Source organism: Rhizobium mulingense, from assembly GCF_029194105.1.
GTDB classification, from domain to species: Bacteria; Pseudomonadota; Alphaproteobacteria; order Rhizobiales; family Rhizobiaceae; genus Rhizobium; species Rhizobium mulingense.
On record NZ_JARFVE010000014.1, the window covers coordinates 127,774 to 146,907 of the forward strand.

General features: G+C 60.4%; 18 protein-coding genes. 6 read left to right on the plus strand and 12 right to left on the minus strand.

Annotated features, from left to right (window positions below):
- Nucleotides 1-102: 102 nt before the first annotated feature.
- The 4 genes from PYR71_RS26235 to PYR71_RS26250 form a co-directional block, all read right to left on the minus strand.
- Nucleotides 103-237 carry a hypothetical protein gene (locus tag PYR71_RS26235; RefSeq protein WP_275621466.1) on the minus strand — a complete coding sequence of 45 codons (135 nt, stop codon included), beginning with the start codon at nt 235-237 and terminating at the stop codon, nt 103-105.
- 614 nt (nt 238-851) lie between these two features.
- Nucleotides 852-1,487, minus strand: coding sequence for a hypothetical protein (locus PYR71_RS26240; protein WP_275621467.1), 636 nt, complete (start codon nt 1,485-1,487; stop codon nt 852-854).
- Nucleotides 1,488-1,828: 341 nt separating this feature from the next.
- Entirely contained in the window at nt 1,829-2,659 is an 831-nt protein-coding gene (locus PYR71_RS26245; protein ID WP_275621468.1) for a TolB family protein, read from the minus strand.
- Nucleotides 2,660-2,741: 82 nt separating this feature from the next.
- A complete protein-coding gene (locus tag PYR71_RS26250; protein WP_275621469.1) occupies nt 2,742-4,421 on the minus strand; it encodes an NAD+ synthase in 1,680 nt (559 codons plus the stop codon).
- Between the two features lie 187 nt (nt 4,422-4,608).
- Between PYR71_RS26250 and PYR71_RS26255 the strand changes: the two genes are divergently transcribed.
- Nucleotides 4,609-5,139 (plus strand): DUF1003 domain-containing protein, encoded by a 531-nt coding sequence (locus PYR71_RS26255; protein WP_275621470.1) that lies wholly within the window; start codon nt 4,609-4,611, stop codon nt 5,137-5,139.
- On the opposite strand, the gene PYR71_RS26260 is transcribed toward PYR71_RS26255, so the two are convergent.
- Nucleotides 5,136-5,534, minus strand: a complete 399-nt coding sequence (locus PYR71_RS26260) for a GFA family protein (RefSeq protein WP_275621471.1) — start codon at nt 5,532-5,534, stop codon at nt 5,136-5,138. The genes PYR71_RS26255 and PYR71_RS26260 overlap by 4 nt on opposite strands.
- Nucleotides 5,535-5,829: 295 nt before the next feature.
- Between PYR71_RS26260 and PYR71_RS26265 the strand changes: the two genes are divergently transcribed.
- Entirely contained in the window at nt 5,830-7,665 is a 1,836-nt protein-coding gene (locus PYR71_RS26265; RefSeq protein WP_275621472.1) for an ABC transporter ATP-binding protein, read from the plus strand.
- A 56-nt stretch (nt 7,666-7,721) separates the two neighbouring features.
- Here PYR71_RS26265 and PYR71_RS26270 read toward each other — a convergent pair whose 3' ends face one another.
- A complete protein-coding gene (locus tag PYR71_RS26270) occupies nt 7,722-9,095 on the minus strand; it encodes a class II 3-deoxy-7-phosphoheptulonate synthase (RefSeq protein ID WP_183913451.1) in 1,374 nt (457 codons plus the stop codon).
- Nucleotides 9,096-9,349: 254 nt separating this feature from the next.
- Between PYR71_RS26270 and PYR71_RS26275 the strand changes: the two genes are divergently transcribed.
- Entirely contained in the window at nt 9,350-10,639 is a 1,290-nt protein-coding gene (locus tag PYR71_RS26275; RefSeq protein WP_275621473.1) for a TadE/TadG family type IV pilus assembly protein, read from the plus strand.
- Nucleotides 10,640-10,654: 15 nt separating this feature from the next.
- Here PYR71_RS26275 and gor read toward each other — a convergent pair whose 3' ends face one another.
- Nucleotides 10,655-12,040 (minus strand): glutathione-disulfide reductase, encoded by a 1,386-nt coding sequence (gene gor, locus PYR71_RS26280; protein WP_275621474.1) that lies wholly within the window; start codon nt 12,038-12,040, stop codon nt 10,655-10,657.
- Between the two features lie 200 nt (nt 12,041-12,240).
- Here gor and PYR71_RS26285 point away from each other — a divergent pair, with 200 nt between their 5' ends.
- On the plus strand, nt 12,241-12,459 hold the full coding sequence (locus PYR71_RS26285; RefSeq protein WP_246720278.1) for a hypothetical protein: 219 nt from the start codon (nt 12,241-12,243) through the stop codon (nt 12,457-12,459).
- A gap of 49 nt (nt 12,460-12,508) precedes the next feature.
- Here the strand turns inward: PYR71_RS26285 and PYR71_RS26290 are convergent, their stop codons facing one another.
- The 3 genes from PYR71_RS26290 to rpiA form a co-directional block, all read right to left on the minus strand.
- Entirely contained in the window at nt 12,509-12,790 is a 282-nt protein-coding gene (locus tag PYR71_RS26290; RefSeq protein WP_183913443.1) for an acylphosphatase, read from the minus strand.
- 204 nt (nt 12,791-12,994) lie between these two features.
- On the minus strand, nt 12,995-13,552 hold the full coding sequence (locus PYR71_RS26295) for a DUF2059 domain-containing protein (RefSeq protein ID WP_183913441.1): 558 nt from the start codon (nt 13,550-13,552) through the stop codon (nt 12,995-12,997).
- Nucleotides 13,553-13,567: 15 nt separating this feature from the next.
- Nucleotides 13,568-14,266: a ribose-5-phosphate isomerase RpiA gene (gene rpiA / locus PYR71_RS26300; protein ID WP_038692596.1), complete on the minus strand. Its 699-nt coding sequence runs from the start codon at nt 14,264-14,266 to the stop codon at nt 13,568-13,570.
- A 233-nt stretch (nt 14,267-14,499) separates the two neighbouring features.
- On the opposite strand from rpiA, the gene PYR71_RS26305 reads away from it, so the two are divergent.
- Nucleotides 14,500-15,210, plus strand: a complete 711-nt coding sequence (locus PYR71_RS26305; RefSeq protein WP_183913439.1) for an HAD family hydrolase — start codon at nt 14,500-14,502, stop codon at nt 15,208-15,210.
- 157 nt (nt 15,211-15,367) lie between these two features.
- Here the strand turns inward: PYR71_RS26305 and PYR71_RS26310 are convergent, their stop codons facing one another.
- Together PYR71_RS26310 and PYR71_RS26315 are read right to left on the minus strand one after the other, a co-directional pair.
- On the minus strand, nt 15,368-17,275 hold the full coding sequence (locus tag PYR71_RS26310) for a L,D-transpeptidase family protein (RefSeq protein WP_275621475.1): 1,908 nt from the start codon (nt 17,273-17,275) through the stop codon (nt 15,368-15,370).
- Between the two features lie 75 nt (nt 17,276-17,350).
- A complete protein-coding gene (locus tag PYR71_RS26315; protein ID WP_183913926.1) occupies nt 17,351-17,617 on the minus strand; it encodes a hypothetical protein in 267 nt (88 codons plus the stop codon).
- Nucleotides 17,618-17,678: 61 nt separating this feature from the next.
- On the opposite strand from PYR71_RS26315, the gene fumC reads away from it, so the two are divergent.
- Nucleotides 17,679-19,070 (plus strand): class II fumarate hydratase, encoded by a 1,392-nt coding sequence (gene fumC, locus PYR71_RS26320; RefSeq protein ID WP_275621476.1) that lies wholly within the window; start codon nt 17,679-17,681, stop codon nt 19,068-19,070.
- The last annotated feature ends 64 nt before the right edge of the window (nt 19,071-19,134 follow it).

The window sequence follows — 19,134 nt, forward strand, 5'->3', positions numbered from 1 at the left end:
CACCCACCACCCCGTCATCAATGTTGGCTCGATCGCCGGTAAGGGCTTTTCACGACGTGCGCCTGTGCAGGCACTTAGAGGCGACGACCATATTATAAGCGGTCACGGTTCGAATGAGTCGAGATATTCATTCTCGTCATAAACGACGTCACTTAAAAACAGGAGCGCAATCTTGTCCTGTGACTGGAGCATAAGCTCCTCTTCCGGCGAAAGCGGCAGGTCATCAAAAAAGCTCATGGCATTATAATTCTTGAAGTACGTCTCGTTACCGCAAACATATCTCAGATCGTGCTGAATATAGAATTTGGCGATGGGAACAGCCATCTGATTTAAAGCTTGAGACTCTATGCCGAGTTCGCCAGTGCGGACACGGCTGATAGCCCCAGCGTTTTTGAACTAGGTAGTTCGCTAGAACAAGCCCGTCGCATCTCGATCGAAAAGGGATGGCAGATTCGGGAGCTTTCACCTAACTCCCGGGCCAATGGTATGTTGATGGCGCGGAAGTTGCTCTTTTTGTTTGCGATAACAACCGAATTGCCGGGGTGACAAAAACGCGAGATGGGAGCATTGATGACTTCGCCTCTATTCATTCACATCAAAGTATGGTGAGCCGAAGACGACCGTCGTGACGTATCCGCTCGGACCGACCACGGTTTCAAGTATCGATTCGAAATTTGCCCTTCCCGGTGGCGAGTCTCTCTCGGTGCAGCTCCAAAGCATCGGAGGGCACTCGAAAGTTACTGTGCACCGCGCTTCCGAAGCGTTATGTCCGGCCGAAACAGAACCGCATTAATCCTGACCGTAGATATCTATAGGTGAGCACCCACCGCCTGCGCATCAGTTGACGGGCATCAAGGCCGCTGCCACGGTAAAATGTCGATGGGGAATTTTGAGTAGTTACAATTGTTCAATGAATAGAAGGACATGTCGTCGTCTATTTTGTTGGCTGAAAGCTCCCACTCGAAGGTGTCTCGTCCACCCGGACCAATTGCCAACGACATTATTAATAGCTCAAGGAGCCTTTCTGGAGGAGGATACGTGATACCATACAATGTCGCCTCCTTGCCGATGAAGGTGCCTTTAATGACCTTCTCGATCTCCAGGTCGACCCGGATCACCCGTTTCGGATAATCTTTCGGTAGCAGCAATCCGGGATCTCCGATCGAGAGCGATTTCACACGTGCCTCGACCACGACATTGGCTTTCGCGAGCGTGTTGTCACCGCACGGAGGCGTTGCCGCTGCCATGCCTGGGAAGCACAGCATGAGTACAAGAACTATCTGCACACGGAGTCGCACAGCTGAAACTGCAGGCATATTCGGCATCGATTTCCCCATCCTATGGCCAATGCCTATTTCAGAAGGGTTGCGTGAGGCTTTATGATGATGCCTGACCACCCCATCATAAATTGATGTAAAACTGTGCGCTCTATACTGGCTGGCAAGCAGTTTAGCGCCGTGTCGTGCGGCAGGAGAAACTTGTGTCAAGGCGAGCAGCTCTGCAGCGCAAATGCAGAGGTATGATTGAAAAGCTTTGGACCCGGTTACTGATCACCGGATTGCTGCTGTTTTGTCCCGTACCGCTAAGCATCCCACTGCTATGGCTATATGAGGGGGAACTGCACACTAAGACTTCCATCATCAAAGCCGCAGAACAGCCGTTGCCTTTTTATCTCATCATCATGATCGCCGTTTGCAACGGCTTTGCGTGGACATGTCTCTGCGTCGAGGCCGCACTGACGCGCATTCGATTGCAAGCGAGACGCTAAACTAAGGCGGGTGCATCCCAGTACCCCACCACCGAATCACTTAATGGCGGTGCGTCGCTCTCAAGAGTTCACCGGGAAATACCTGACATAGGCAAACTCATCACCGTCTGGTGACCAGCAGGGCACGTTGATCGTGCCCTGCCCGCCGAACAGCTCGAACAGCGTCTTCAGATTGCCGCCATCCATATCCATCAGCCGCAGCCGCACGTCGAGATCGCGTGGATGGTCGAAAACGCTGGGATCGTAGGACAGGATCAGCACCTTGTCGTTCCTGGGCGATGGATGAGCAAACCAGTTGCCCTGATTATCCGAGGTCACCTGTTCGAGCCCGCTGCCGTCTGGATGGATGCGCCAGATCTGCATCAGCCCGGTGCGGCTGGAGTTGAAGTAGATCCATTGCCCATCGGCGGAATAATCCGGCCCGTCATTGCGGCCCTCGCCATGCGTCAGCCGCGTCTCGACACCGCCGTCGACGGAGATCGTATAGATGTCGAAGAGATCGTCGCGGATGCCGCAATAGGCGAGTTGGCGCCCATCCGGCGACCAGCCGTGCCAATAGGAGGGCTGGTTTTCGGTAACAAGCCGCGGCGTGCCGCCTTCGATCGGCAGGATATAGATCGACGACTTGCCGAACTCGCTCTTGTCGGAAATGACGATCTCGGTGCCGTCAGGCGAGATGCCGTGATCATTGTTGCAGTTGACGGCAAAGCCGGTGTCGACCTGAACAACCTCGCCGCCATCGAGCGGCAGCCGGAAGAGCAGCCCGTCGCCATTCAGCAGGAGATAGGAGCCGTCAGGAGCAAAATTCGGCGCTTGCACCAGCCGATCCGTCTGCCACACCTCACGTGCCCTGCCCGTCCTGACATTGTAGATCTCGACCGAGCTGCGCATCGATGCTCCTCCTGACATCTCGATCGCCTCAGCGATCTCGATTGTGCTAGCGATCTCGATTGTGCTAGCGATCTCGGTCGTTTCAGCGATCCCGGAACCGGTTGGTGATGGGATAACGCCGGTCGCGCCCGAAATTCTTCTTGGTGATCTTCACGCCCGGCGCCGACTGCCGGCGCTTGTATTCGGCGAGATAGAGCAGGTGCTCGACGCGGTGAACGGTGGCGACGTCATGGCCGCGCGCGACGATCTCTTCGACCGCCATCTCCTTCTCGACTAGGCATTCGAGGATATCGTCGAGAACAGGATAGGGCGGCAGCGAATCCTGGTCCTTCTGGTCGGGGCGCAGTTCTGCCGAGGGCGCCTTGTCGATGATATTCAGCGGGATCACTTCGCCCGACGGCCCCAGCGCAGTCGGCGGCACGTTCTCGTTGCGCCAGCGGGCCAGCGCATAGACCTGCATCTTGTAGAGGTCCTTGATCGGGTTGAAGCCGCCATTCATGTCGCCATAGAGCGTGGCGTAACCGACCGACATTTCCGACTTGTTGCCCGTTGTCACCACCATCGCGCCGAACTTGTTGGAGATCGCCATCAGGATGACGCCGCGCGCGCGGCTCTGCAGGTTCTCCTCGGTGATGCCGCTATCCGTACCCGCGAAGAGATCGGACAGCGCGCTGCTGAAGCCCGTCACCGGCTGCTCGATCGGCACGATGTCGTAGCGGCAGCCGAGCGCCTTGGCGCAATCGGCCGCGTCCTTCAGCGAATCCTCCGAGGTATAGCGGTAGGGCAGCATGACGGTGCGCACCCGCTCCTCGCCGAGCGCATCGACGGCGATGGCCGCGCAGATTGCCGAGTCGATGCCGCCGGAAAGGCCGAGCACGACCGTCTTGAAGCCGTTCTTGTTGACGTAATCGCGAAAGCCGAGCAGGCAGGCGCGGTAATCAGCCTCCTCGCCCTCGGGGATACGTGCCATCGGCCCTTCGGCGCAGTGCCAGCCGCTTTCGCCGCGCTTCCACGTCGTCACCGCAAGCGCCGTCTCGAACTCGCTCATCTGGAAGGCAAGCGACCTGTCGGCATTGAATGCGAAACTCGCGCCGTCGAAGACGAGCTCGTCCTGGCCGCCGAGCTGGGCGGCGTAGATCAGCGGCAGACCGGTTTCGATCACCTGCTTCAGCACCACCTGATGACGGATATCGACCTTGCCGCGGTAGTAGGGAGATCCATTCGGCGACAGCAGGATTTCGGCGCCGCTTTCGGCCAGCGTCTCGCAGACGCCGAGCTCGCCCCAGATATCCTCGCAGATCGGAATACCGAGCCTCACTCCGCGGAAATTGACCGGCCCGGGCATGGCTCCCTGATGGAAGACGCGCTTCTCATCGAACTCACCATAATTCGGTAGGTCGACCTTGTCGCGCACCGCGATGACTTTGCCGCCGTCGAGCACGGCGACAGAATTATAACGCCCGTTCTCGTCCTGCCGGGGAAAACCGATAATGACGCCTGGCCCGCCATCGGCGGTATCGGCGGCCAGGCTTTCGACCGCCTTCCAGCAGGCGCGGATGAAGGCTGGCTTCAGCACCAGATCCTCCGGCGGATAGCCGGAGATGAAAAGCTCGGTCAGGACGAGCAGATGCGCGCCCTCCCGCCCCGCATCGGCGCGCGCTTCCCGCGCCTTGGCAAGATTGCCGGTCACATCGCCGACCGTTGGGTTGAGCTGGCCGATGGCGATGCGGAAGATATCAGAAAGAGCGTTTTCCTGTGTCATGTCATTTATTTAGCCTGCGCCTTCCGTTACCGCAACACGTTCGCGGTCAAAGCGGCCCCGGCGGTGACGAAATTTTTATGAAGGGTCGACACGGCATGACGCGGCACCGACACGCATTGCAATTTACCGGTGGAGCGGAATACTGGCGCCGAAAGCGAGCGCATCGAAACGGCATCGGAAACAGGCCATGTATAATATCTCCAACTTCGTGCACCATCATTTCGATAAACCGGCCGATGAACTCGGCGACATCGAAAAGCGCGTCCTTGCGAAAACGCACGAGCGCAAGATCATCTCGACCGACGTCAATGCCGCCTTCTCCGCCGAGACCTCGTTCGGCGCGCGTGTCGCCGACGGGATCGCCCGCGTCGGCGGCTCCTGGTCCTTCATCATCGCCTTCCTGGCTTTTCTCGCCGTCTGGACGATAATCAACACCATCCTATTGGCGACCCGCGCCTTCGACCCCTACCCCTTCGTCTTCCTGAACCTGATCCTGTCGATGCTCGCCGCCATCCAGGCGCCGATCATCATGATGTCGCAGAATCGTCAGGCCGAGCGCGACCGCTTCGAGGCGGCCAAGGATTACGAAGTCAATCTCAAAGCCGAACTCGAAGTGCTCTCCCTGCATCAGAAGATCGATATGCACGTGCTGACCGAGCTGACGGCGTTGCGCGAGGACGTAGCCCGCCTCAATGCCGCGCTTTCCGCCAGGAGCTAGATGGGAAACCTGTCATATTGCGGCAGGCCATCCGTGATCTCGTAGAAATCGCCCTTGTCAGTGCAGTAAATGTGGTGACTGAAGGAAAGGCCGGTCGGCTCGTCGAAGCTTCCGGCCAGGACCGAAACCTCCGGCGATTTGTCGCCCTGCCAGAACAGTGCCGAGCCGCAATTCCCGCAGAAGCCGCGCTGCGCCTCGCCGCTCGACCGATACCAGCGGACCGCTTCGGCGCCCCGCACCGAAAGAGCCGTGCGCGGCACGTTGGCCGCGGCATAATAAAATCCCGTCTGCCGGCGGCACTGCGAGCAATGGCAGCCGACGACAGGTCCGGGCTTGCCCGCAATCGTATATCGCACGGCGCCGCAAAGGCAGCCGCCTGTATGCCGTTCGGTCATGACGACTCCTCCATTTTGCAGGAGGTTGCCGCCGATCGCCGCGGGCGTCAAATCCATTCCGTTCAACGAGAGATCAGAAAAGTTGAAGCACGCTCGCTTCGCATGAGCATGGCCAGCACGACCTTCCGCTGTTGCCTGTCGACAACACCGACCGATCTCCTCACGTCACCAAGTTGAATTGATCCGCCTTCTCGGCGATACTGAGGGTTCAATTCATTCAACCTCTGGGAGACTGTCATGAGAGCGATCCTGTCCAAACAGAAAGGAAACATCGCCCACAAGGACATTCTGCCTCATGAATATTCCGTTCTCCCGCGCGAGGAAAAACGCGCGACGCAATAACGCCTTCCCCACATTCTTCCTGGACGACCTCGCCGCCGATCATGGCCGGCGCTGGTCGCGCATGCGAAAATTTCTCTCCTACTATCGCCCGCATCTGCCTCTGCTGCTGGCGGATCTGCTTTGTGCGATCCTTGTTGCCGGCACGGCGGTCGCCCTGCCGCTTTGCGCCAATATCGTCACCAGCCGCCTTCTGGCCCTACCCGATGCGCCGGAGGCCTTCGCCCAGATCCTCGCCATGGGCGGCGTCATGCTGGCCGTCCTGGCAGTCCAGATCGCCGCAATCTTCTTCGTCGATTATCGCGGCCACGTCATGGGCGCCCGCATCGAGGCGACGGTTCGGCAGGAGCTCTTCGAGCATTGCCAGAAGCTCTCCTTCAGCTTTTACGACCGCCAGCGCACCGGCCAGCTGATGAGCCGCATCACCAATGACTCCCTCTGGCTTGGCGAACTCTTCCACCACGGCCCCGAGGATCTTGCCATCGCCGTGCTGAAATATGCCGGCGCCATGCTGGTGCTCTTCTTCATCGACCCGCCCTTGGCGACCCTGATCCTGTTGCTCACGCCGGTCGCGGTCGCCTATGCGCTCTATTTCAACCGGCGCATGAACCGTGCGCTCGAAGCCAGCAAGCAGCAGATCGCCGCCGTCAACGAGCGCGTCGAGGACGCTCTGGCAGGTATCCGAGTCGTCCAGTCCTTCGCCAACGAGGAGCTGGAAAGAGAGCGCTTCGACGCACAGAACCAGCGCTTCCTGCAAAGCCGCGCCGAGGGCTATTGCAGTGAAGCCTGGTTTTCGGTCGGCACCGAAACCTTCGCCCAGCTCGTGACGATATTGGTGATCATCGTCGGCGGCCTGCGCATCCTGTCAGCGGATCTCACCGTCCCCGATATGCTGACCTTCCTGCTCTGTGTCGCCGTATTGGTCGACCCGGTGCAGCGGCTCGCCAATTTCGTGCGGCTCTGGCAGGAGGGCTATACCGGCTTCATCAGGGCTATGGAAATCCTGGAGATCGCCCCTGATATCACCGATCGACCCAACGCCCGTCCGATGCCGGCGCCGAAGGGCGAGATCAGCTTTTGCGACATCGCCTTCGGCTATGAGGCCGATGGCCCCAGCGTTCTAGAGCGGCTGTCACTGACCATCGCCCCCGGAGAGTTCGTCGCCCTGGTCGGCCCCTCAGGGGTTGGCAAGAGCACACTTTGCGCCCTTATCCCGCGCTTCTACGATGTCGCGGCCGGGGCGATCCGGATCGACGGCACCGATATTCGCGACGTGACACTGGCCTCGCTCCGGCGCCATGTCGGAGTGGTTCAGCAGGATGTCTATCTCTTTGCCGGCACAATTGCGGAGAACCTGCGATACGGCCGACCGGGTGCGACCGATGCCGAGCTCGAAGCGGCTGCCCGCGCCGCCAATGCGCACGATTTCATCACGGCCTTGCCCAATGGCTATGACACTGATATCGGCCAACGCGGCGTCAAACTTTCCGGCGGCCAGCGCCAGCGCATCACAATCGCCCGCGCCTTCCTCAAGAATCCTGAGATTCTGATCTTCGACGAGGCGACCAGCGCGCTCGACAATGAGAGCGAACGGGCGGTGCAGCAGGCGCTGCTGAGCCTGGCGAACGGCCGAACTACCCTGGTCATCGCCCATCGCCTGTCGACCGTCCGCCATGCTGACCGCATCCTGGTCCTGACGGGCGACGGCATCGTCGAACAGGGCACGCATGACGATCTGATGGCGAAAGGCGGCGTTTACGCCAACCTGCACAGCGTTCAGGCCAGCATCTGAAGACAATAAAAAACCCGGCTTTGCGCCGGGTTTTTCGTCGTTCTATTTCGGCTGTCTCAGCCGTTGGCGACCATGCGCTTCTCGTCGCGGCCGCCCTTCATGCGCTCGGCAAGCAGGAAGGCCAGCTCGAGCGCCTGATCGGAGTTAAGGCGTGGATCGCAATGCGTGTGGTAGCGATCCTGCAGGTCGTCGGCGGTGACGGCGCGCGCACCACCGGTGCATTCCGTCACGTCCTTGCCGGTCATCTCGACATGGATGCCGCCGGGATGCGTGCCTTCGGCGCGGTGGATCTGGAAGAAGCTTTCGACTTCCGACAGGATCCGCTCGAAGGGACGGGTCTTGTAATTGTTGAGCGTGATCGTGTTGCCGTGCATCGGGTCGCAGGACCAGACGACCTTGCGCCCCTCGCGCTCGACGGCGCGGATGAGGCGCGGCAGGTTTTCGGCGACCTTCTCGTGGCCGAAGCGGCAGATCAGCGTCAGCCGCCCGGCTTCGTTAGCCGGATTCAGGATATCGATCAGCTGCAGCAGATCGTCTGCCTGCAGCGAGGGGCCGCATTTAAGCCCGATCGGGTTCTTGATGCCGCGGCAATATTCGATATGCGCATGGTCAGCCTGGCGCGTGCGGTCGCCGATCCAGATCATGTGGCCAGATGTGGCGTACCAGTCGCCCGAGGTGGAATCGACGCGGGTCAGCGCCTCCTCGTAGCCGAGCAGCAGCGCTTCATGGCTGGTGAAGAAATCGGTCTCGCGCAGGCTCGGGTGGTTTTCCGAGGTGATGCCGATCGCCGTCATGAAATCCATGGTTTCGCTGATGCGGTCGGCCAGCTTGCGGTACCGCTCACCCTGCGGGCTGTCCTTGACGAAGCCCAGCATCCACTGATGGACGTTTTCGAGGTTGGCGTAACCGCCCATCGCAAAGGCTCGCAGGAGGTTCAGCGTCGCGGCCGACTGGCGATAGGCCATGGCCTGGCGTTCCGGGTTCGGAATGCGCGACTCCTCGGTGAACTCGATGCCGTTGATGATGTCGCCGCGATAGGCCGGCAGTGTCACGTCACCCTGCTTCTCGACATTCGACGAACGCGGCTTGGCGAACTGTCCGGCGATACGCCCGACCTTGACGACAGGCAGCTGCGCGCCGAACGTGAGCACGACGGCCATCTGCAGGAAAGCGCGGAAGAAGTCGCGAATATTGTCGGCGCCGTGTTCGGCGAAGCTCTCGGCGCAGTCGCCGCCCTGCAGCAAGAAACCGTTGCCTTCGGCAACATTGGCGAGATGCTTCTTCAGTCGGCGCGCCTCGCCGGCGAAGACGAGCGGCGGATAGCTGGCGAGCGTTGCCTCCGTTGCCGCCAAGGCGGCTGCATCCGGATATTCGGGAACCTGCAGGATCGGTTTCTGCCGCCAGCTGCTCGGGGTCCAATTCTCTGCCATGTCACTTACCTCATTCACATCCGTCCCTGGGATGCACCTATCCTCGATTGCGGCGGCTTATAGCCCTTTAGATCGGGCTTGCAAAGGCCAATCGCCGGAAGCTCCATGCCATGCCGCCGCCATCGGTCAATGCTCGCATATAGGTGGCAAAAAACCCCGTTACCATCGTTAAACCGGCATATACCACGTCGGTTTCCCCATATTTTAGACTTTGAATGTAGAACCGGGATGAGTTTCAACATTGGGGACACATCATGGCGATCCTTCCGCCGGGATTCATATCGGATCGTTCTGGCAATTTCGGTATCATGACGGCATTGCTGATGGTGCCGCTGCTCGGCATGGCAGGCATGGCGGTGGATTTCGCTCACGCCATGAGCCTGCGCACGCAGCTCTTTGCCGCCGCCGATGCTGCCGCCGTGGGCTCGATCGCCGAAAAATCCAGCGCGGTCGCCGCCGCCATGACCATGAGCGGCAATGGCACGATCTCTCTCGGCAAGACCGACGCCCGCAGCATTTTCCTGTCGCAAGTATCGGGAGAACTGGCGGATGTTAATATCGATCTCGGCATCGACGTTACCAAAACCGCCAATAAGCTGAATTCGCAGGTTTCCTTCACGGCGACCGTGCCGACCACCTTCATGCGCGTTCTCGGCAAGGATTCGATCACCATCTCCGGCACGGCAACGGCCGAATACCTGACCGCGTCCTTCATGGATTTCTACATCTTGCTCGACAACACGCCATCGATGGGCGTCGGTGCCACCGCGAAAGACGTCGCGATGATGGAAAAGAACACCAGCGACAGCTGCGCTTTCGCCTGCCACGAAACGGAAAACAAAAACAACTACTACAACCTTGCCAAGAGGCTCGGCGTCAGTATGCGCATCGACGTCGTGCGCCAGGCAACCAAGGAGCTGACGCTCACCGCGAAGTCGACGCGCGCTTCCACCAATCAGTTCCGCATGGGCGTCTATACTTTCGGCGCCAAGGCCGAAGACGCCAATCTGACCACCATATCGGACCCGACGGACGACCTGGACAAGGTTGGCACCTACACCGACGCGGTCGATCTTATGACTATCCCGAAGCAGGGCTACAATAACGACCAGCAGACGAGCTTCGACAACGCGCTGACTCAGATGAAAGACATTATCACCACCCCCGGCGATGGCAGCACCGCCACGACGCCGCAGAAGATCCTATTCTTCGTCTCGGACGGCGTCGGCGACAGCGAAAAGCCGAAGGGCTGCACCAAAAAACTGACCGGCAACCGCTGCCAGGAGCCGATCGACACTTCCTTCTGCAAACCGCTGAAGGACAAGGGCATCAGGATTGCGGTGCTATATACGACTTATCTGCCTCTGCCGAAGAATAGCTGGTACAATACCTGGATCAGCCCCTTCCAGAGCCAAATCCCGACGAAGATGCAGGAATGCGCCTCGCCCGGCCTCTATTTCGAGGTGACGCCGACGGAAGGTATCGCCGATGCGATGAAGGCGCTCTTCCTCAAGGTCATTCGCGCGCCGCGCATTACCAGCTAAGCGCACGCGGAGGACTCAGACGCGCTGCCCGCCACGGACCCGATAGCTCGGCGCATACATGGTGACCAGCTCCTCGGCGGCCGTTGGATGCAGCGCCATCGTCTGGTCGAAATCATCCTTGGTGCAGCCGGCTTTCAGCGTGACGCCGAGCAGCTGCGCCATTTCCCCGGCGTCGTGGCCGAGGATGTGGGCGCCGACCACCTTCCGGCTCGCCGCATCGACGATCAGCTTCATGATCATCCGCTCGGCCCGGCCCGAAAGCGTGGCCTTCAGCGGGCGGAACTGGGCACGATAAACCTCGAGTTCGTCGTAACGCTTGCCCGCCTCCTCTTCTGAGAGGCCGACGGTGCCGACCTCCGGCTGCGAAAAGACGGCGGTTGGGATCAGCTCATAGTCTGGCCGCGTCGGATTATTCTTGTACTCGGTTTCGATGAAGCACATTGCCTCGTGGATCGCCACCGGCGTCAGCTGTACCCGATTGGTGACATCGCCGAGCGCATAGATGTTTTCGATGTTGGTACGGGAATAGTCGTCGACGATGATGGCGCCGCGCTCGTCGACAGCGACGCCGGCCGCCTCCAGACCCAGGCCCTCGGTGTTGGGATCGCGCCCGAGAGCCAGCAGGACGACTCCTGCCTGCAGCGTGCCATTGTTCATCGTCTCGAGAGTGAGCCCGTCCTCGCCTTTGGAGACCTTCTGCAGCGTATCGTGGCAGAGAATGCGTATGCCCTTGGCGACCATAGCCTCGTGTAGCCCGCGCCTCAGATCCTCGTCGAAGCGCGACAGGATTTCGGCGCCGCGATAGATCAGCGTCGTTTCGACGCCGAGACCATGGAAAATATTGGCGAACTCGACGGCGATATAGCCGCCGCCAGCGATCACGATCGATTTTGGCAGCTCTTCGAGATGAAAGGCCTCGTTGGAGGAGATGCAGAATTCGTGACCGGGAAGGGCCACATGCGGGTTCGGCCTTCCGCCGGTGGCGATGACGATGGTCTTGGCCGTCACCGTCTGTCCGGTCTTCATCAGCCGGACCGTATGAGCATCGACCAGTTCGGCGCGCGTTTCCAGGATGTCGGCATTGGCGCCGCTGAGCCCCTTCTTGTAGAGGCCTTCCAGCCGCGCGATCTCGGCATCCTTGGCCGCTACCAGCTTCTTCCAGTCGAAGCTGCTTTCGCCCACCGTCCACCCAAAGCCCTCCGCATCCTCGAAATGCTCATGAAACTGCGAGGCATAGACGAAGAGCTTCTTCGGCACGCAGCCGCGGATGACGCATGTGCCGCCATAGCGATATTCCTCGGTGATCGCCACCCTCTTGCCAAGCGAGGCGGCAACACGGGCGGCGCGTACGCCCCCGGAACCGCCGCCGATGACGAAGAGGTCGTAGTCGTAGGAAGACATGAGGAACTCCGGAAGGGAATCGCAGGAAAGGACGTTCCTGATATAGGGGCGATCCCCATGAAAACAAAAGCCCCCGCCCCTACCTCATCCCACTCTCCATCGCCGAATCTTGATTTGAGCCGGTCACCGTTTACGGTTGACCCGGCCAGCTGAGGCTGGCAGGGCAATGCTTGAGATGGAAAAGGATGCCGGAGCAAAAGATGGATCAAACTCTGTTCGCCAAGCTGTGCAAGGCCGGCAAATTCAAGGAGGCGCTCAATCTCGCCATCGAGGGCCACGAAGACGAGAAATTCACGCCGAGCCGCTTTGCGATGGACAAGAAAACCGGACTGCCGATTTTCTACCGCGGCAACAAGCGCGTAGAGCCGGACGAGACAGGCGCATGGCAATTGGCCAAGAGCTCGAAGGAATGGGGCTGAGCGTCAGACGCATCCGCACAGCCCGTCCCTTGCCGGACTGCTGCTCTCATCACGTGATGCGGAAATCCGTCGGCATCTTCTCAAGCCGGGTCGCTTCCGTCTCCACGCCCGAAACCGACGCCCCTGCAGGCCCGCGCCTCAAACGCTCGATCATCGTCGAGATCGCGTTGTCCGGCCCTGCGACCAAGGCAGCGACGGATCCGTCCACCTCGTTGCGCACCCAGCCGGTCAGCCCGAGCCGGAGCGCCTCATCGCGCGTCCACATGCGAAAACCCACACCTTGGACCTTGCCTGATATTCGTACTCTCACAGCCTCGTAACGATCGGACATATCGGCCTCACCAACCTTCACCGCCAGGGCTCCAGAACAGGATGATTTTAGGACCGGCCGAAAACCTGAATTCTGTTCTAAATTAAAGAGTAAGAGCATGATGTCGTTCGAAAACCGCTCACACCTTTCGGCATCATGCTCTGGCGCATTATAACAAAAAAAGCCCGGACGACGCCGGGCTTTCGCGAATTCTGGGGGCAGTCGTTACTGCTGGGCGGCCGGTGCAGGAGCAACCGGGCTGTCAGTTGCCGGCGGCGGTGCCTTGATAACCTTGGAAAGCTCGGCGTTGCTCTGCTTTTCCAGATCGCGGGAAATCCCCTGGCCCCAGATATCGGCGGCCTTCCCCATCTCGCGCAAGGCGACCGGGCCGTCACGCAGCAGCTTCTTGCCGACGTCGGAATTGTAGAAATCGGCGATCGCCTTCAGCTCTTCGAGGGTGAAGGTCTTGGCATAGATAAGTGCGGCTTCCTTCTCGAGATCACCGCGGCGCGGCGCCAGCGCCAGCGCCTGTGCATCGACCGTCGACGAGATGATGTCCTGGTAGTTCGGCGAGTCCTGAATCAGGCCGGCCTTCAGGCGCTCGGCCAAACCCGGCAGGATGTTATCGAAGGCGGCGGTGGCGCCGATCGAGGTGACAGCGGCGCGCGCGGCCTTCAGCTGCTCATCGGAAACCTCCTGCGCCTTGACGGCGGACCCGAAGGCAAGCCCGGAAAGAACGATGGTCGCAGCGGCAAAACGGCCAAGACCTGCAATGTTCATCATGAGTGTATGCTCCTGTTATCTGTTTGCCTGCAGCGTGCGCGCACCCGCAGGACCGGCAATGATCGCAAGTGCCGCCATATTGATAAAGAGCCCGTGTTCGACGACGCCGGGTATGGAATTCAGCTCGCTCGAAAGCGCCTCTGCATCAGGAATGCGGCCAAAAGATGCATCGATGATGTGATGGCCGCCATCCGTGGTAAACTCTCCGTCACCCGACTGGCGCAGGCTGAGTTCACCGGAAAGGCCGAGCCGAGCCGCGACTTTCTCGATCGCCATCCGCGTCGAGACGAGACCGAACGGGTTGACTTCGATCGGCAGCGCGTAGGCGCCGAGCGTATCGACCAGCTTGCTTTCGTCGGCGATGACGATCATCCGCTCAGAAGCGGCGGCGACGATCTTTTCGCGCAGCAGCGCGCCGCCGCCACCCTTGATCAATCTGAGCGCCGGATCGACCTCGTCGGCGCCGTCGACCGTCAGATCGAGCGCCGGCAGTTCGTCAAGCGATTTCAGCGGCACGCCGAGTTCGACGCAGAGCCGCGCGGTTCGTTCGGACGTCGGAACACCTTCGACCCTGAAGCCGCCCGCAACCTTTTCCGCCAGCAGCCGGACGAACTCTTCCGCGGTGCTGCCCGTCCCGATCCCGAGGCGCATGCCGTCTTCGACATGGGCGAGCGCGGCCTCGGCGGCCTTGATCTTCATTTCGCGGGCATCCATGCGCCGCCAGCTCCGATTTATTGCGTTGGATGTGCTGTTTACACGGCTCGCTTGGCAAACGAAAGTCAAAATCATCACGGAAAATGAAAAGCGGAAACAAATGCCTGCAGCCCCGCCGGCCATCACAGGACGTTGCTTTCCGCCGCGTGATCGCCTACCTCAGGCACGATCCCTCGTCCCCCGGGCGCGGCCCGTCGCTTCCCGGAAGACTCATCGCTCAAAGAGGCAAGCCCTTGACCCCTGCCCCCGTTCGCCCGGCGCTCATCGTCTTCGATCTCGATGGCACCCTTCTCGATACCCATGCGGACCTGGTCGAAAGCCTGAACCATACGATCGCAGCCCTCGGCCTCGAGCCGGTCAGCTATGACGACCTCACCCACCTAGTCGGCCAGGGCGCGCGGGTGATGATCGAACGTGCCTGCCGGCTGCGGGGCCATCCGCTCGAAAGCGACGCCGTCCCGCCGCTGGTCGAACGTTTCGTCGCCCATTATGCCGGCAATATGCCAGGCCATACCGAACCCTATCCCGGCCTAGTCGCCGCAATGGACCGGCTGACATCAGCCGGCTACCGCCTCGCCGTCTGCACCAACAAGATGGAAAGCCTCGCCTACGGCCTGCTCGACAAGCTCGACCTCACCGGCTATTTCGAAGCCATCACCGGGGGCGATACTTTCGAATACCGCAAACCCGACGCCCGCCATCTCATCGGCACCATCGACCGCGCTGGTGGCGACATCGGCCGGACCGTGATGATCGGCGACAGCATCAACGATATCGCGGTGGCGAAGAATGCCGCCGTCCCGTCGATCGCCGTACCCTTCGGTTACTCGGATGTGCCGGTTTCAAGCCTCGATCCGGATGTGATCATCATGCATTACGATGAGTTGATGCCGGAGCTGGTGGAGCGGTTGTTGCGGGAGTATCCGGACAAGGTCGCGGTCTGAGGCTGCCACTCGCCTATGTCATTTTTCCTTTACCGGCGTGCCGTGGCAGCCCCCTCTCCTCCGTCATAAACCCAGGAGAACAACGGCGTCGGTAACCCGTCCCAAAACAAAACGGGCGGCCCGAAGACCGCCCGTCCCCAAACGCATAAAACCTGCGTCAGATCTGCGCGCCGCGCGCCTTTGTCGTCGCGTCGAAGGCTTTTTTGACATAGGCGTCGCGGCCGTAGACGTCGTCAAAATACTCCACGACGCCGTCCTTGTTCGGCCAGGCGGTGAAGTAGGACACGTAAACCGGGACCTTCTGCGGTACCTTCACCGCATGGTTCTGCCCGTTGGCGATCTGCTTGGCGACATCGTCGACGGTCGTGCCGAGCACGGCAGCGGCCATCGCGCGCGGATTGGAAAGACGCACGCAGCCGTGGCTGAGAGCCCGCATGTCACGCTTGAAGAAGCTCTTCGACGGCGTGTCGTGCATGTAGATCGCATGGCTATTCGGGAACAGGATCTTGAGTTCGCCGAGGGCATTGTCACTGCTTGGCGGCTGGCGGACCGAAACATTGTCGGTGGAGCCGTACCAGTCGACGCTGGACGAGGCGACGGCGTGGCCGTTCACCTCAACCTCATAGCCGAGCTGGTCGAGATAGTTCGGATCCGAGCGCAGCTTCGGCAGCATTTCATTGATAATGATCGACTGCGGCACGCCCCAGAATGGGTTGAACTCCACCGTCTCGATCTCGTCGTCGAAGAAATAGGTCTGATTATTCTTGCCGCCGACGACGACACGCATCGACAGTTGTTCCTTGCCGTCATTGTGATAGTAGGCCATGTAGGCCGGCTGGTTGATCATGACATAGCGCGAACCGAGATCTTCCGGCAGCCAGCGGGCCTGTTCCATGGCGACGACGAGCTTGTCGATCTTGGAGGCATTGGTGTCACCGCCTGTCATGGCGCGCACCGTCGCCTGACCGATGACGCCGTCGGCCTTCAGGCCGCGCTCCTTCTGAAAATCCTCCACCAGCGCGACGATATCAGGCGAATAGTTGCTGCCGCCGGTGTAGGCTGCCAAGGTCGCGGCGTGATCGGTCCTCAGCGTCTCGGAACCGTGCTTCTGGACAGCCTTGACGATATTGGCGATCTCGGGCGAGCTGTCGCCCGGCTTCAGCAGGCCGCTGAGCGAAACGACGATTTGCTCCTCCTTGCCGCCATCGGCGGCGCGAAGCTTGGCAAGCTCCGCCTTCAGCGCCTCGAACTGCGGACTATCGGGCGAGCGGCTGGCGATATAGGCGCCGGCATCGGGGCTCATGCGGGCAAGCTTCAGGACCGGCGCCAGATTGACCACCTTGCGCTGAAAATCGTGATAGCCGGAGATCTTGTTCGGATCGATGCGGCCGCGCACTGTGTCCTGCACGAAGGCAAGCACCTTGGCCGAGAGTTCGAGTTCGAACTGGGTCAGCGCCCGGTCGCGGACGGCCGGATCGGGATTGGCCGGATCAATTGCCGGTGTCTGGATGGCGTAATCGGCGGGATCGAGGCCGACGGAGGCCGCATCGGCAAGTGCCGCCATCACCGATTTGGCGCGCTCGTTGATCCCATTGCCTTCAACCCAGACGAGCGGATTGCGGCTGTCACCGTAATAGGCCTCGAGCGCCTTGGCGACGTCGGCATTGGCGCGCACCTTGGCCTGCGCCAGCAGGCGGCGCTGCACGACCGGTTCCGCACCGGCCTCACCGCTCGGCGAAACCTCGGCCACCGCGCCGGTGACGACGGGATCGGCAAACTTGCTGGTGTCGACGAACTGCAGCGTTTCGGCTTTATAGGTGTAATAACGCGGACCGCTCACCTTCGGCAACGGCGCCTCCGGATCAAGCCCGCCGAGCGAGCCGCCGACGGCGCCGCGCGGCACCGGTCGGCCCGGCGCCTGATCCATAAAGATGGTGCTCTGGCTCCGCTGCCTGTCGCCTCGCAGCATATCCATCAGCGTGTAGGCATGTGCGGGAGCGGCCATCACTGCCAGGCCGCAGGAAACTGCAAATGCGGATACCGCGCTTTTCAAAACGAACGTCATATATATTCCAGTCCCGATGTCATGCTGTTCTCAGATCAAATCCCGCGAAACTCACGCAGCGTAGGGCCTCATTGATCAGAAACCGGCCTTCGCCGCCAGCGCCGGCGGACTCAATTCTCTGTGACGGAAATTCTGCACGGCGCCGCGCAGCAGTTCACACAAAATTATGAAATTATTAGTTAATTTTTTACCGAATTTTTGCCGCCAGGCCAGTGCGGCAAAAACCTGCCGATGCATAATATTTTCAAAGTGGCCTAAAAAGCACGGCCGCCAGCCGGCGCAAACCTGACTGGAATTTTCAATATTTCGCACGGCATCCGGTTTTCTTGATCTGGTTTCCAACCTATAAAACCTCATCTTTCGAAAATGCCCGAAACAGCATGTGACAGGAAGGCAAACCCCAATGACCGCAACCCGCACCGAAACCGATACTTTTGGCCCCATCGACGTCGCCGCCGACCGATATTGGGGCGCCCAGGCCGAGCGTTCGCTCGGCAATTTCAAGATCGGCTGGGAAAAGCAGCCGCTCTCGATCGTGCGTGCACTCGGCATCGTCAAGCAGGCCGCGGCACGCGCTAACATGGCACTTGGCCAACTCGATCCAGGCCTCGGCAAAGCCATCGTTGATGCGGCCCAGGAAGTGATCGACGGCAAGCTCGACGACCATTTTCCGCTGGTCGTCTGGCAGACCGGCTCCGGCACGCAGTCCAACATGAATGCCAACGAAGTAATCGCCAATCGTGCCATAGAAATGCTGGGCGGCGTGATGGGTTCCAAGAAGCCGGTGCATCCGAACGATCACGTCAACATGAGCCAGTCGTCCAACGACACCTACCCCACGGCCATGCATATCGCCTGCGCCGAACGTATCGCGCATCACCTGCTGCCGGCCCTGAAACACCTGCATGCCGCTCTCGACATGAAGGTCACGGAATTCAGCCACATCATCAAGATCGGCCGAACCCACACCCAGGATGCGACGCCGCTGACGCTCGGCCAGGAATTTTCCGGTTACGCCGCCCAGGTCGGCTCCGCGATCAAGCGCATCGAGATGACCCTGCCCGGACTCTGCGAGCTCGCCCAGGGCGGCACCGCCGTCGGCACCGGACTCAATGCACCGGCGGGCTTTGCCGAAAAGGTCGCCGAAGAGATCGCCGCTATTTCGGGACTGTCCTTCGTCACCGCGCCGAACAAGTTCGAGGCGCTTGCCTCACATGACAGCATGGTTTTTTCCCATGGCGCCATCAACGCCGCCGCAGCCGCCCTCTTCAAGATCGCCAACGACATTCGTCTCCTCGGCTCCGGCCCCCGCGCCGGTCTCGGCGAACTGGCGCTGCCGGAAAACGAGCCCGGCTCGTCGATCATGCCCGGCAAGGTCAACCCGACCCAATGCGAGGCGCTGACACAGGTCTGCATCCACATCTTCGGCAATCACGCCGCCCTGACTTTCGCCGATAGCCAGGGCCATTTCGAGCTCAACGTCTACAATCCGATGATGGCCTATAATTTCCTGCAGTCGGTGCAGCTGCTTGCCGACGCCGCCGTCTCATTTACCGACAATTGCGTCGTAGGCATCGAGGCGCGCGAGGACAACATCAAGGCCGGCCTCGAACGTTCGCTGATGCTGGTGACCGCACTTGCCCCGAAGATCGGCTACGACGCGGCCGCCAAGATCGCCAAGACTGCCCATAAGAACGGCACGACGCTGAAGGAGGAAGCCCTCGCCAGCGGTCTCGTCTCCGCCGAAGACTACGACGCCATCGTCCGCCCGGAAACGATGATCGGCCCGAAATAAGCCGGCGTCTCCCATCCCGCCCGCGAACAGTGTCGGGTTGAGCCACGGGTTCGACCCCCCTTCC